This is a genomic window from Streptomyces ardesiacus (assembly GCF_003112575.1).
Classification (GTDB): Bacteria; Actinomycetota; Actinomycetes; order Streptomycetales; family Streptomycetaceae; genus Streptomyces; species Streptomyces ardesiacus.
On the sequence record NZ_BEWC01000007.1, the window covers coordinates 81102 to 95148 of the forward strand.

Genomic DNA, 14047 nt, shown 5'->3' on the forward strand with positions numbered 1-14047 from the left:
CGCCCGCCACCCGTGACATTTGTCCTCCCGAACTCCGGACAACCGCATCTGCCGCCGGTCCCCGCCGGCTCCGTAGCGTCACGGGCATGACACCGACCGAGGGCACCATCCCCGCCGTCTCCTTCACGGGAGCGGCCAAGGCGTACGGCGACGTCCGCGCCGTCGACGGCGTGGACCTGCGCATCGGGCGCGGGGAGACCGTCGCGCTGCTCGGCCGCAACGGCGCCGGCAAGTCGACGACGATCGCCCTGCTGCTCGGCCTGTGCCCGCCCGACGCGGGCACGGTGGAGCTGTTCGGCGGCCCTCCGGAAGCCGCGGTGCGCGCCGGCCGGGTGGGGGCCATGCTCCAGGAGGCACGGGCGGTGCCCCGGGTCACCGTGGGCGAGCTGGTCGCCTTCGTGGCCGGACGGTACCCGGCGCCGATGCCCGTCGGGCAGGCCCTGGAGCTGGCGGGGATCGCCGCGTTGGCCGGGCGGCGCGTGGACCGGCTCTCCGGCGGCCAGGTCCAGCGGGTGCGCTTCGCCCTCGCGCTGGCCGGCCGCCCCGACCTGCTGGTCCTGGACGAGCCGACGGCGGCCCTCGACGTGGAGGCCCGGCACGCCTTCTGGGAGTCGATGCGGGCCTACACCCGGCGCGGCAGCACGGTCCTCTTCTCCACGCACTACCTGGAGGAGGCCGACGCGCACGCCGACCGGATCCTCGTCGTCGACCGGGGGCGCGTCGTCGCGGACGGCACCGGCGACGAGCTGCGCCGGGCGGCGGGCGGCAGCCGCGTCTCCTTCGACCTGGCGGGGCGGCCCGCCGACGGCCTGACGCTGCTGCCGGGGGTCCGTTCGCTGGAGGTGCGCGGGGACCGCGCGCTGCTGCGCACCGAGGACTCCGACGCGACGGTGACCGCCCTCGCCGAACTCGGCGCGATACGCGGCCTGGAGGTCGCTCCCGCGTCCCTGGACGACGCGTTCCTGGCCCTGACGAGCGCGGTGCCGGCACCGGCCACGCGGAAGGAGAGTGTGCGATGAGGGACTACCTGGTCCTGGAGACGCGCCGTACGCTGCGCGATCCCGGCTTCGTCATCGGCGGCGTCGCCGTGCCGGTCCTGATGTACCTGCTGTTCACCAACCTCGGGGGCGACGCGGGCGAGTGGAAGACGGGCGCGATGGTCGGCATGGCCGCCTACGGCGCGGTCGGCTCGGCCCTGAACACCGGCGGCGGGGTCGCCGAGGACCGGGCGATCGGCTGGCTGCGGCAGCTGCGGGTGACGCCGATGCCCCCGCACCAGGTGGTCGTGGGCCGCGCCCTGACCGCCTCCGTCACCGTGCTGCCCGCGATCACGGCGGTGCTCGGCGCGGGCGGCCTGGTCAACGGCGTACGGCTCGACGCCTGGCAGTGGGCGGCGCTGGCGCTGCTGCTCTGGCTCGGGTCGGTGCCCTTCACGCTGCTCGGTCTCGGCAACGGCTACCGGCTGACCGGGCAGACCACGGGCGTGGCGAACATGGTGGCCAACCTGGGCCTCGCCGTGCTCGGCGGGCTGTGGTTCCCGCTCGCGCTGTTCCCGGAGTGGCTGCGCACCGTGTCGGCGTACACCCCGACCAACCGCTTCGCCCAGCTCGGCACTTCGGTCGCCACGGGGCACGCGCCCACCGCGGGTGCCATCCTCGTGCTGACGGGATGGCTCCTGGTCTTCGGTGCGTACGCCGTCCTGTCCTACCGCCGCGGCGCGGGAAACAACTGAGCGCCCCGGGGCGCCCGATCGGAAGGGAGCCGGCACCCATGACCGGGATCCGGGAGCGGCTGCGCAGGACCTCGCACCGCCTGGACGCGTGGCAGCTCGCACGGCAGTCCGAGCCGGAGCCGGACGGGTCCGGCGAACGGCCGCAGCGGACGGGTCCGGCGCCCAGCGGCTTCACGCTGCTGCCGTGGCTGCTGATGGGCCTGGGCAGTCTGGCCAACATCTTCCAGGGCAACAGCGCCAACCCCTGGGTCGGCGGAGCGGGACTGATCGTCTTCAACTCGCTCTACATCCACGTCGCCTTCCGCTCCTTCCACAAGGAGCTGCGCGAGTCGCCGAACACCCGGCTGGCGCTGGCCGCGATGGCGGTGGTGACCTGTTCTCTGGCGCTGGCGTACGGCGGCAGTTGGCTGCTGTTCTTCCCGCTGCTCGGCCTGGCCGCGGGGGCGGCGCTGCGCGGCCCGTGGCTGGGCCGGTGGGGCTGGTCGCTGGCGGTGGTGGCGGGCGCGGTGGGCGGCGTCAAGGACGGCTGGAACGGCCTGAGCATCGCCTACGGGACCTTCCTTTCGACGATGGTGACGGCCGCGATCCTGAGCCTGTCCGACGCCGTGCGGCAACTGCGCGCCGCCCGGGAGGAACTGGCCACCCGGGCGGTGGCGGAGGAGCGGCTGCGGTTCTCGCGGGACCTGCACGACCTGCTGGGGCACACGCTGTCGGTGATCGTGGTCAAGTCGGAGGCCGCCCGGCGGCTGGCGCCCCGGGACCTGGACGCGGCGCTGACCCAGATCACGGACATCGAGTCGGTCGGCCGGCAGGCGCTGACCGAGGTCCGCGAGGCGGTCACCGGCTACCGGGAGGGCAGCCTCGGCACGGAGCTGGACCGGGCCCGCTCGGCACTGGACGCGGCGGACGTGGAGGCGGTGGTCCGCCGCTCGGGCCCGCCGCTGCCGCCGCAGACCGAGGCGCTGCTGGGGTGGGTGGTGCGGGAGGCGGTCACCAACGTCGTACGGCACAGCGGGGCGAGCCGCTGCGAGATCGCGGTCCTCGGCGGTGCGGACCGGGTCCGGCTGACGGTCACGGACGACGGCACGGGGACGGCGGGCCCCGCCCGGGGTCCGGGCACGGGCCTGACCGGCCTCACGGAACGCCTCGCCACGGCGGGCGGTTCGCTCACGGCGGGCGCGGAGCCCCGGGGCGGCTTCTCGGTGACGGCGGAGCTGCCGGTGCGGGAGGAGGAACGGCCGGTGGGCGCACCGGCGTAGGCCCCCTACCCTTGCCTCCGTGACCGACCAGACGCCGCCCCGCACCCACCCCGTCCGGGTCCTGCTCGCCGAGGACCAGGGCATGATGCGGGGCGCGCTCGCGCTGCTGCTGGGGATGGAGGCGGACATCGAGGTGGTGGCGCAGGTGGCGGCCGGGGACGAGATCGTCGCCGCCGCGCTCGCCCACCGGCCCGACGTCGCCCTCCTCGACATCGAACTGCCGGGCCTGAGCGGCCTGGACGCCGCCGCCGAACTGCGCGAGCGGGTGCCCGGCTGCCGGGTGCTGATCCTGACCACCTTCGGCCGCCCCGGGTACCTCAGGCGGGCCATGGAGGCGGGCGCCGCCGGTTTCCTGGTGAAGGACGGCCCGGTGGAGGAACTGGCCGGGGCGGTCCGCCGGGTGCTGGCCGGTGAGACGGTCGTCGACCCGGCGCTCGCCGCGGCGGCGCTCAGTGCGGGGCCCAGCCCGCTCACCGGGCGGGAGTGCGACGTGCTGCGGGCCTCGGCGGACGGTGCGACGGTCGCGGACATCGCCGCGGCGCTGCATCTGTCCGAGTCGACGGTCCGCAACTACCTGTCCGCCGCGATCGGCAAGACCGGGACCCGCAACCGGGCGGAGGCGCTGCGCGCGGCTCGGCAGCGGGGGTGGGTCTGAGCCGGGCGGGGCACCGACGTTGCACACCCGCCACAAACGCCGACGTGGCTCGCACCCCGCGACGAAGCGCCACCCCCGGATCGCCCCCCACGGCGAAGCCACTGCGCACGACTCGACAGCGAGGCCGGGTCCGAACCGGGCGGGGCACCGACATTGCACACCCGCCACAAACGCCGACGCGGCTCGCACCCCGCGACGAAGCGCCACCCCCGGATCGCCCCCCACGGCGAAGCCACTGCGCACGACTCGACAGCAAGGCCGGGTCCGAACCGGGCGGGGCACCGACGTTGCACACCCGCCACAAACCACCGGCACGCCCCACCCCCCGACGAAGCCACACCCGCACCACACCCCACAGCGAAGCCGCACACCGGACGCGCCCCGTGGCGAAGCCGCACACCGGTCGCGGTGGCGTGGCGAAGCCGCACACCGGTCGCGGTGGCGTGGCCCTTCGAGGCGTGCCTCGGCGGGCGTCGCCCGCGCGCTCAGTCCCTCCCGCGTGCCTTCGGCAGCCACGCCCACATCAGGACCGCCGCGACGACCAGGACCCCCGCCGCCGTGCGGAACACCAGCGCGTAGCCGTCCGTCAGTGCCGCCGGGCCCGCGTCCTCGCCGCCGGAACGGGACGCCGCGAGCGTCGACATCACCGCGAGTCCCAGCGAACCGCCCATCGTGCGGGAGGTGTTGATGAGACCGGAGACCAGGCCGGCGTCCCCGGGAGCCGCGCCGGAGATGGCCAGTGAGGCCAGCGGGGTCGCCGCGATGCCCGCGCCCAGCATCATCAGCACGCCGGGGATCATGATGGCGGTGAGGTAGCCGCCGTCCGCGGTCATCGTCGACTGCCAGCCGAAACCGACCGCCGCGACGAGCGTGCCGAGCACCGCCACGTTCCGGGCGCCGAGCACCGGCAGGAACCGCGGGGCCGCCTTGGAACCGAGGACGACCGCGAGGGAGCTGGGCACCAGGGCGACGCCGGCCTCCAACGGGGAGTAGCCCAGGACGTTCTGCGCGTACAGGGTCATGAAGAACCACATCGAGAACATCGACGAGCCGGACACCAGCATCGCCACGTTCGCCGACGCCACCGACCGCAGCCGCAGCAGGGCGAGCGGCATCAGCGGCGAGGCGGTGCGCGCCTCGACGAGGAGGAAGAGACCGAGCAGCGCGAGACCGGCCACCAGCGGCACCAGGGTCGCCGTCGCCGCCCATCCCTCGGACTCGGTCTGCGAGATGCCGTAGGCCAGCGCGGCGAGTCCGGCGGTCACCAGCAGCGCGCCCGGCAGGTCGAGGCGGCGTCGCGGGCCGCCCCGGCTCTCCGTCAGCCACAGCAGGGCCCCGGCCAGCACGACCGCGCCCACCGGCACGTTGATCAGCAGCACCCAGCGCCAGGACAGCCCGTCCACCAGGACGCCGCCCACCAGGCCGCCCGCCGCACCGCCGCCCGCGCCCACGGCCGTCCAGGTCGCGATCGCGCGGGCCCGGGCCGCGCCCTCCGGCACCGCGGCGGTCAGGAGCGTCAGCGTCGAGGGGGCGAGCACGGCCGCGCCGAGACCCTGCGCGGCCCGTGCGGCCAGCAACTGCCAGCCCTCCTGGGCGAGTCCGCCGCCCAGCGAGGCCAGCGTGAAGAGGCCGAGCCCGACCAGGAACATCCGCTTGCGCCCGTACAGGTCGCCGGCCCGCCCGCCGAGCAGCATGAACCCGGCGAAGGCGATGGCGTAGGCGTTGACCACCCACTGGAGGCCCTGGGCGCTCAGCCCGAGGTCGGTGCGCATCGAGGGCAGGGCGACGTTGACGACGGACACGTCGAGCACGACGAGGAACTGTCCGGCGCAGGCGAGCGCCACGACCAGCCAGGTCGGCGGCGTACGGCGCGGGGATATGCGGCGTGCGTCGGTGGGCGCGGACGGGGAGGTGGAGCCGGTGGCTTCGAGCATGGGTGTCATGGTCTCAAGCCGGGTGCGCCCCTTGCATCGGTTTTTGGTCCCGCCCGCCCGCCGGCCGTCCTAGGACCCGGGTCGTAGGCGGCCGTCCGGTGAACCGCGCAGGGGCCGGGCACCAAGAGAAGGTCAAGAATTAGTTAGGGACTCGAAGCAACGGAATAGTTGCCCCGGCGCACGAGGTTCAGCCTGCACACACCCACGATCCACGCATCCACCGACTCCCGGCCTGGAGGCCCCACCCCATGTCCCACACGACGACCGACGAGCCCGTGCGGCAAGCGAGCGGGGCCACCGTCCCGGTACTCGCGTTCGCGGGCATCGTCGTCGCGGTGATGCAGACCCTGCTGGTCCCCGTCATCAAGGACCTGCCCCGACTCCTGGACACCTCACCCAGCAACGCCACCTGGGTCCTGACCTCCACGCTCCTGTCCGGAGCCGTGGCCACGCCGATCATGGGCCGGCTCGGCGACCTGTTCGGCAAGCGCCGCATGCTGATCGCCAGCCTGTCGGTGATGGTCTTCGGCGCACTGCTCAGCGCGCTCACCGACGCCCTGGTCCCGATGATCGTCGGCCGTACGCTGCAGGGCTTCGCGATGGGCGCCATACCCCTCGGCATCGGCCTGATGCGCGACATGCTGCCCCGCGAGCGGCTCGCCTCGGCCATGGCGCTGATGAGTTCCTCGATCGGCGTCGGCGGCGGACTGGCGCTGCCCGCCGCGGCCCTGGTCGCGCAGCACACCGACTGGCACGTCCTCTACTTCGGCGCCGCCGGCCTCGGCGCCCTCTCCATCGCCCTGACCCTGCTGGTCGTGCCGGAGTCCCCGCTGCGCGCCAAGGGCTCCTTCGACCTGCCGGGCGCGCTGGGCCTGTCCGCCGGTCTGATCCTCTTCCTCCTGCCGATCAGCAAGGGCAGCGACTGGGGCTGGTCGTCGCCGACCACGCTCGGCCTGTTCGCCGCCGCCGTCGTGGTGCTGCTCCTGTGGGGCCTGATGGAGCTGCGCGTCGCGGCCCCGCTGGTCGACCTGCGCACCACGGCCCGCCGCGAGGTGCTGCTCACCAACCTCGCCTCGATCATGGTCGGCGTCTCCTTCTTCGTCATCTCCCTCGTCCTGCCGCAGCTCCTCCAACTGCCCGCCGAGACCGGTTACGGACTCGGCCGGTCGATGGTCGTCGCGGGCCTGTGCGTGGCCCCGCTGGGCCTGACGATGATGTTCACCGCGCCGGTCTACGCCCGGCTCTCCGCCCGCTACGGCCCCCGCACCACCCTGATCGTCGGCCTGGTGGTCATCGGGATCGGTTACGCCGGCGGCCTCGGCCTGATGAGCGCCGCCTGGCAGACCGTCGTCACGTCGGTGCTGATCGGCGCGGGCATCGGCCTCGCCTACTCCTCCCTGCCCGCGCTGATCATCGGCGCGGTCCCGGCCTCGGAGACCGGCGCGGCCAACGGCCTCAACACCCTGATGCGGTCCATCGGCACGTCGGTGTCGAGCGCCGTCATCGGCATGGTCCTCGCCAACACCTCGACCGACGTGGGCGGTGTCGCCGTGCCGACCATGCACGGCTTCCGCGTCTCCTTCCTGATCGCGGCCGCCGCCGTCGCCGTCGGCCTGGTGCTGGCCTTCTTCCTGCCCCGCCGCAGCCCGGCCGGGGTCTCGCAACTGCGCGCGAGCAGCGAGGAGGACGCCAACCTGGCCCGCGCCAAGCAGGCGCTCGCCGGGGCGGTCCGGCCGCCGCACGGCTTCCGGGGCCGGGTGCTGGCCGCCGACGGCACCCCCGTCCCCCGCGCCAAGGTGACGCTGATCGACCGGCACGGACGGCAGGCGGGCGCGACCCTGTCCGCGGAGGACGGCGGCTACGCCCTCGCCGTGCCGGCCCGGGGCCCCTACGTCCTGGCCGCCCGGGCCGCGGGCCACGCCCCGCTCGCCCACGCGGCGACCCACGACGGCGACCGCCCGGTCGACCTGGACCTGTCCCTGCCGGGCGAGACGGTCCCGGCCTGACTCCCCGCCCCGGCCCGTACCCCCTGTCGCGGTGCGCGGCGGGGGGTACGGCAGCATGGGGCGCCGGCACTCCCCGCACGACCACCGAAAGGCCCCCATGACCGCGGCCCCCGCCTCCGCTCCCTCCCCGTCCCCCGACGTCCTGGCCGCCTTCGAGGCCGCGAAGGGGTTCATGCCCGCGCACGAGGGCCGCGCGCTGTACGCCGCGGCGGTGGAGGCGGGCGGGCTCGGGCTGCCGCTGCTGGAGGTCGGCACGTACTGCGGGCGTTCCACCGTGCTGCTCGCCGACGCGGCCCGCCGGGCCGGGGTGACCGCGCTGACCGTCGACCACCACCGGGGCAGCGAGGAGCAGCAGCCGGGCTGGGACTACCACGACCCGGAGACGGTCGACCCCGAACTGGGCGTGATGGACACCCTGCCCGTCTTCCGCCGCACCCTGCGCCGTGCCGGACTGGAGGAGCACGTGGTCGCCCTCGTCGGCCGCTCCCCCCAGATCGCCGCCCTCTGGAACGCCCCCCTCGGCCTCGTCTTCGTCGACGGCGGCCACACCGACGAGCACGCCAACGCCGACTACGAGGGCTGGGCCCCGCACGTGGCCCTCGGCGGCCTGCTGGTCATCCACGACGTCTTCCCCGATCCTGCCGACGAGTTCACCGGCCAGGCCCCGTACCGTGTCTGGCTCAGGGCGCTGGCGTCCGGCGCGTTCACCGAGGTCTCGGCGACGGACTCGCTGCGCGTCCTGCGGCGAAGCGGCGCGGGGATCTGAGGGCGCGGTTAGAGTCGCTGACGTGTCGTACACAGGCCCGGACTTCGAACCTCCCCAGCCCCGCCGCTCCCCGCTGCGCCGCACGCTGACCGTGGCGGTCGCCGCGCTCGTGCCCGGGGCGCTGCTCGGGTGGGGGGTGTACGCGGCGGTCGGCGGCCCGGACGACGGGGGCGGCGACCGCGCGGGCGCCCCGGGGTCGTCGCCGGTACCGTCCTCCAGTGCTCCGGCCTCCGGTGCTCCCGCGTCCCCGGGCGGAGGTGACGCGAAGAAGCCCACGGGCTCCTCCCCCGCCCCCGCGTCGCAGAGGCCGTCCGCCTCCCGGTCCGCCGCCTCCGGCCCTCTCAAGGGGAAGGTCGTCGTCATCGACCCCGGCCACAACCCCGGCAACTTCCGGCACGCGTCCGAGATCAACCGCAAGGTCGACGTCGGCACGCACCGGAAGGAGTGCGACACGACGGGCACGGCCACCGACGCGGGCTGGCCGGAGGCGAAGTTCACCCTCGACGTGGCCCACCGGCTGCGCACGCTCCTGAGGGAGCAGGGCGCGACCGTCGAGCTGACGCAGGACGGCGACCGTCCCTTCGGGCCGTGCGTGGACGAGCGGGCCCGGATCGGCAACGAGGCGCACGCGGACGCGGCCATCTCGATCCACGCCGACGGATCGGCGGCGGGCAACCGGGGCTTCCACGTGATCATGCCGGGCCGGGTGCACGAGGGCACCGCCGACACCCGCGCCATCGTGGCGCCCTCCGCCGAGCTCGGCGAGCGCGTCGCGGGCGGCTTCGTGCGCGTCACGGGCACCGCGCCGTCCAACTACCTCGGCGACGGCACCGGTCTGGTCACACGCACGGATCTGGGCGGTCTCAATCTGTCAACGGTTCCCAAGGTGTTCGTCGAGTGCGGCAACATGCGTGACGCCAAGGACGCGGCACTGCTGACCAGCGGCAGTTGGCGCCAGAAGGCGGCGGAGGGGATGTCTGAGGGAATCGTGAGTTTCCTGCGCGGGTGACGGGTGGCGTCCCGATCCCTGCGGACAGCCCCGAGCCGTGGACGATAGTGTCGTCCGTACGATGAGGGGCCACCCCCGCGCTTCACACGGAACCTTTCGGCGCCATCGTGACAGCGACGCCTCTTCCGACGACGAGACGACCTACGAAGGACCTGAAGTGAATATCCGCTCCCTCACTCGAGGCGACGGCGTGGTGATCGGAGCAGCGGTGTTGCTGTTCATCGCGTCGTTCCTCGACATCTACTCGATCGACGGTGCGTCGGACAGCGCCGACATCCCCAGCCTGTGGGGCAGTGGGCCGGTCGTGCTCGGTGTCGTCCTGGCGGGCGTCATCGGCGCGGCGCTCGTCGTCCTGAACCACGCGCTGCCGCAGCCCTTGAAGGTGGCCGGTCTCGACCTCGGTCAGTTCGGCATCGCCTTCACGGTCTTCGCCGCCTGGTGCGCGCTCGGCAACATCTTCGACCCGGCCGGCCCCTTCGACAACTTGGGGGGGACGCCCGGTCTGGGGGCCGGGGCGGGTCTGATCCTCGCCCTCGTCGCCACCCTGGTCCTGGCCGCCGCGGCCGTCGCCACCCCGCTGCTCCCCGCCCTGAAGGGCTCCCTGATCCCGGCCGCCCGTCCGGCCGCACCGCAGCCCTACGGCGGCCAGCCCCAGGGCGGTTACGGCTACCCGGGCGCGCAGCAGCAGCCGTACGGCGGCCAGCCGGGCCAGCCGGGCCAGTCCTTCGGCGGCCAGCCGCAGCCGGGGCAGCCGCAGCCCGGTCAGCCGCAGGCCCCGCAGCAGGCGCAGGCGCAGCCGGCCGGGGACTTCTCCCCGTTCTGGTTCGCCGTGCCGGTGCCGCGTCCGCTGTTCGCGGAGGACGGCTCGCCCACGCCGATCGCCGAACTGGCGCCGGGCACCTGGTACCTGGCGGTCGAGCAGCGCGGCGCCCACCTGGTCGCCCAGACGCAGGACGGCCGCCGCGGCGTCCTCCAGGACACCTCGGGCATTCAGCGCGGCTGATCCCGCCCGCTGCGCAGACGCCTCAACGGCCCCCCGTCCGCTCCGAGTCGCGGACGGGGGGCCGTTCGCACAGGTTTTCTCCGCGCCCGCGCGGCCATACGGAAGGCATGTCCAGATACCGCGGTTCCAACTCCGCAGGCAGGGCCGTCGCGATCGTCGCGGACGTCATGGCCTTCATTCTCGGCCTGTGGATCCTGATGTACCTGTTGGACGCCAACCGGGCCAACGACCTGGTGCGGTTCGTCCATGACGCGGCCGACTGGCTGGCGGGCTGGTCGCGCGACCTGTTCACGTTCGACGAGGCATGGGCCCGCGTCGTCGCCGGGTACGGCCTGGCCGCCGTGGTGTACCTCTTCGTCGGCCACGCCGTCGCCAACCGTCTCGGCCGTCACTGACCGGCCGGTCCGCCGCTCAGACGCAGCAGTCCGGGTCCAGTCCCCTGGGCAGCCGGTCGCCCGCGAAGACCTGGCAGGTGGCCTCGTGGCCGCCGAGCGCGGCGACGGCGAGGAGCAGGGAGCCGGCCGTCCAGGTGGTCAGTTCGCGGGGCCAGACCGCGTCGTCCTCGAAGACGTAGCCCGTCCAGTACAGGCCGCTGTCCGCGTCCCGCAGGTGCTGGATGGACTGGAGGATCTCCAGGGCGTGGTCGGACTCGCCCACCGCCCACAGGGCGAGCGCGAGTTCGGCGGACTCGCCGCCGGTCACCCACGGGTTGGGCACGACGCAGCGCACCCCGAGGCCGGGGACGACGAAGCGGTCCCAGCTCTCCTTGAGGCGGCTTCTGGCCTCGGTGCCGGTGAGCGCGCCGCCGAGGACCGGGTAGTACCAGTCCATCGAGTAGCGGCCCTTGTCCAGGAACCGTTCCGGATGGCGCCGGATGGCGTGCCGCAGCGCGCCCGCCGCCAACTCCCAGTCGGGCTGCGGCTCTTCGCGCAGTTCGGCGATGGCCAGCGCGCAGCGCAGCGCGTGATGGACGGAGGAACTGCCGGTCAGCAGCGCGTCCTTGGTGTCCGTGCCGTCCTCGTCGCGGCGCCAGCCGATCTGCCCGCCGGGCTGCTGGAGGGCGAGCACGAACTCGACCGCCGCGTGGACGACGGGCCACATCCTCTCCAGGAACGTGTCGTCGCCGGTGGCGAGGTAGTGGTGCCAGACGCCGACGGCGACGTAGGCGACGAAGTTGGTCTCCCGGCCGCGGTCGGTGACGTCGGCGAAGTCCCCGTCGGCGTAGGCGGCGTACCAGGAGCCGTCCGGGTTCTGGTGCCGGGCCAGCCACGCGTAGGCCCGCCCGGCGGCCTCGTGTTCGTCGGCGGTGTCCAGGGCCATGGCCGCCTCGACGTGGTCCCACGGGTCGAGGTGGTGCCCGCGGAACCAGGGGATCGCCCCGTCCTCGCGCTGCACGGCGAGGATGCCGCGGACGGTCGCGGCGGCCTCGGCGTCGGTGAGGACGCCCGGCAGGACGAGGTGCTCGGTACGGGGGGTGCGGGGCGTGCGCGAGGTGGTCACGCGGCGTCCACGGCCGGCAGGTGCGGCTTGGTGGCGTAGGCCACGAAGCTCTTGCCGATCAGCGGGTTCAGGGCCTGCTCGGCGACCCGGGTCGCCAGCGGCTTCTTCATGATGTCCCACACCAGCAGCTTGTGGTACGCGCGCACCGGCAGCGCCTTGTCGTTGTCGACGCCGAACGCGCACTTGAGCCACCAGTACGGCGAGTGCAGCGCGTGCGCGTGATGGGTGCCGTACGGCTTGAGGCCGGCCTCGCGGATGCGGGCGAGGAGCTGGTCGGCCCTGTAGATGCGGATGTGGCCGCCCTCGACCTCGTGGTAGGCGTCGGAGAGGGTCCAGCAGACCTTCTCGGGGCCGTAGCGCGGCACGGTGATCGCGATGCGCCCGCCGGGCCTGAGGACGCGGACCATCTCGGCGAGGACGCCCTTGTCGTCGTGGATGTGCTCCATCACCTCGGAGATGATGACGACGTCGAAGGACTCGTCCGGGAAGGGCAGGGCGAGCGCGTCGCCCTCCATCGCGGTGGCGGTGGCGCCGGCGGGGGCCTCACCGGCCTCCTTCATCGCCGCGAACCACTTGGCGACCTCGCGGATTTCCTCGGCGTTCTGGTCCAGCGCGACGACCTGGGCCCCGCGCCGGTAGCACTCGAACGCGTGCCGGCCGGCGCCGCAGCCGAGGTCCAGGACGCGGTCGCCCGGGGCGAGCGGGAACCGGGAGAAGTCGACGGTCAGCACGTGGCCCTGCTTTCGGGGTAGACGCCGGTGTCACGGGTGGTCGGGGTCGCGGGCACGATCCTCGGGGCGGTGGTGGGGGCGGAACCGATGGCCTCGCGGTAACGGGCGACGGTGCCCTCGGCGGCGCGGGCCCAGGTGAAGTGGCGCAGCACGCGCTCGCGTCCGGCGGCGCCGAGGCGGGCCCGCAGTTCGCGGTCGCCGAGCAGCCGGTTCAGTCCGCCGGCCAGCGCGTCCGCGTCCCCCGGCGGCACGGCGAGGCAGGTCTCCCCGTCGGGTCCGGCGACCTCCGGGACGGCCCCGCCGGTGGTGGCGAGCAGGGCGGTGCCGGTGGCCATGGCCTCGGCGGCGGGCAGCGAGAACCCCTCGTACAGCGAGGGCACGCACGCGACCTCGGCCGACCGCACGAGGTCGACCAGTTCGGCGTCGGAGATGCCCTTGACGAACTCGACGGCGCCTTCGAGCCCGTACCGCTCGATCGACTGGGCGACGGGCCCCTCGGCGGGCCGCTTGCCGACGACGACGAGGTGGGCCCGGGGGTGCTCGGTGCGCGCCTTGGCGAGCGCCTCGACGAGGAAGACCAGGCCCTTGAGCGGCACGTCCGCGCTGGAGGTCGTCACGATCCGGCCCGGCACCCGCGGCACCGACGGGTCGGGCGAGAACAGGTCCGTGTCGGCGCCGATGTGGACGACGTGGATGCGGTCGTCCCGGACGCCGAGGTGGTCGACGATCTCCTGGCGGGAGGTGCCGGAGACGGTGAGCACGGAGGGCAGGCGGCGCGCGACGCGCTTCTGCATCCGGGTGAAGGCGTACCAACGGCGCACCGAGTAGCGGCGTTTGCGGCTGTCGGCGGCGTCCAGTTCCAACTGCCGGTCGACGGTGATGGGGTGGTGGATGGTGGTGACGAGGGGTGCCCCCACGTCGCCCAGCAGGCCGTAGCCGAGGGTCTGGTTGTCGTGCACGACGTCGAACTCCCCGCGGCGGGCGCGCAGATGGCGCCGGGCGCGCAGGGAGAACGTCAGGGGTTCGGGGAAGCCGCCGGTCCACATGGTGCCGACCTCGAGCGCGTCGATCCAGTCGCGGTACTCGTCGCGCTTCGGGGTGCGGAAGGGGTCGGGCTGGCGGTAGAGGTCGAGGCTGGGCAGCTCGGTGAGGGACAGCCGGTCCTCACGGCCGTCGAGGACGTCGAGGACGGGGTAGGGCTGGGCGCCGATGACCTCGACGCGGTGGCCGAGGCGGGCCAGTTCGCGGGAGAGGTGGCGGACGTAGACGCCCTGGCCGCCGCAGAACGGGTTCCCCTTGTAGGTGAGCAGTGCGATGCGCAGCGGTGGCGAGCCGTCGGCTGCGGGCTCCGGACGGGGACCCGTCTGACTGGCCTCGGCGGTCACTCCGGTCCCCCTTCTCACTGCACTGTCCGGCGACACTACGTCGGGACGATAATCTAGAACAAGTTTC

13 protein-coding genes are annotated in these 14047 nt (G+C 74.0%); 9 read left to right on the forward strand and 4 right to left on the reverse strand.

Going from position 1 to position 14047, the window contains the following annotated elements; genetic code table 11:
- The first annotated feature begins 86 nt into the window (after positions 1–86).
- The 4 genes from Sdi02f_RS22440 (at position 87) to Sdi02f_RS22455 (ending at position 3646) form a co-directional block, all read left to right on the forward strand.
- Positions 87–1019: an ABC transporter ATP-binding protein gene (locus Sdi02f_RS22440; protein ID WP_030399667.1), complete on the forward strand. Its 933-nt coding sequence runs from the start codon at positions 87–89 to the stop codon at positions 1017–1019.
- Positions 1016–1732, forward strand: a complete 717-nt coding sequence (locus tag Sdi02f_RS22445) for an ABC transporter permease (protein ID WP_030399668.1) — start codon at positions 1016–1018, stop codon at positions 1730–1732. The genes Sdi02f_RS22440 and Sdi02f_RS22445 overlap by 4 nt, the downstream gene beginning before the upstream one ends.
- Before the next feature lie 38 nt (positions 1733–1770).
- A complete protein-coding gene (locus Sdi02f_RS22450; protein WP_108933909.1) occupies positions 1771–2991 on the forward strand; it encodes a sensor histidine kinase in 1221 nt (406 codons plus the stop codon).
- Positions 2992–3073: 82 nt separating this feature from the next.
- Positions 3074–3646, forward strand: coding sequence for a response regulator (locus Sdi02f_RS22455; protein ID WP_438363749.1), 573 nt, complete (start codon positions 3074–3076; stop codon positions 3644–3646).
- 485 nt (positions 3647–4131) lie between these two features.
- Here Sdi02f_RS22455 and Sdi02f_RS22460 read toward each other — a convergent pair whose 3' ends face one another.
- Positions 4132–5580, reverse strand: coding sequence for an MFS transporter (locus tag Sdi02f_RS22460; RefSeq protein WP_053638986.1), 1449 nt, complete (start codon positions 5578–5580; stop codon positions 4132–4134).
- A 248-nt stretch (positions 5581–5828) separates the two neighbouring features.
- On the opposite strand from Sdi02f_RS22460, the gene Sdi02f_RS22465 reads away from it, so the two are divergent.
- The 5 genes from Sdi02f_RS22465 (at position 5829) to Sdi02f_RS22485 (ending at position 10759) form a co-directional block, all read left to right on the forward strand.
- Positions 5829–7586, forward strand: coding sequence for an MFS transporter (locus tag Sdi02f_RS22465; RefSeq protein WP_108933911.1), 1758 nt, complete (start codon positions 5829–5831; stop codon positions 7584–7586).
- 97 nt (positions 7587–7683) lie between these two features.
- Entirely contained in the window at positions 7684–8352 is a 669-nt protein-coding gene (locus tag Sdi02f_RS22470) for a class I SAM-dependent methyltransferase (protein ID WP_167458235.1), read from the forward strand.
- Positions 8353–8374: 22 nt separating this feature from the next.
- Positions 8375–9361: an N-acetylmuramoyl-L-alanine amidase gene (locus tag Sdi02f_RS22475; protein WP_053638989.1), complete on the forward strand. Its 987-nt coding sequence runs from the start codon at positions 8375–8377 to the stop codon at positions 9359–9361.
- A gap of 157 nt (positions 9362–9518) precedes the next feature.
- On the forward strand, positions 9519–10364 hold the full coding sequence (locus tag Sdi02f_RS22480; RefSeq protein WP_030399675.1) for a DUF5336 domain-containing protein: 846 nt from the start codon (positions 9519–9521) through the stop codon (positions 10362–10364).
- A gap of 107 nt (positions 10365–10471) precedes the next feature.
- Positions 10472–10759 carry a hypothetical protein gene (locus Sdi02f_RS22485; RefSeq protein ID WP_030399676.1) on the forward strand — a complete coding sequence of 96 codons (288 nt, stop codon included), beginning with the start codon at positions 10472–10474 and terminating at the stop codon, positions 10757–10759.
- A gap of 16 nt (positions 10760–10775) precedes the next feature.
- Here Sdi02f_RS22485 and Sdi02f_RS22490 read toward each other — a convergent pair whose 3' ends face one another.
- Genes Sdi02f_RS22490 through Sdi02f_RS22500 form a run of 3 tightly spaced genes read right to left on the reverse strand, consistent with a single transcriptional unit; the run spans position 10776 to position 13980 of the window.
- Positions 10776–11864, reverse strand: a complete 1089-nt coding sequence (locus Sdi02f_RS22490; RefSeq protein ID WP_030399677.1) for a prenyltransferase/squalene oxidase repeat-containing protein — start codon at positions 11862–11864, stop codon at positions 10776–10778.
- On the reverse strand, positions 11861–12595 hold the full coding sequence (locus Sdi02f_RS22495; RefSeq protein WP_030399678.1) for a class I SAM-dependent methyltransferase: 735 nt from the start codon (positions 12593–12595) through the stop codon (positions 11861–11863). Before Sdi02f_RS22495 ends, Sdi02f_RS22490 begins: the two co-directional genes overlap by 4 nt.
- Positions 12589–13980: a glycosyltransferase family 4 protein gene (locus tag Sdi02f_RS22500; protein WP_030399679.1), complete on the reverse strand. Its 1392-nt coding sequence runs from the start codon at positions 13978–13980 to the stop codon at positions 12589–12591. Before Sdi02f_RS22500 ends, Sdi02f_RS22495 begins: the two co-directional genes overlap by 7 nt.
- Positions 13981–14047 lie beyond the last annotated feature (67 nt).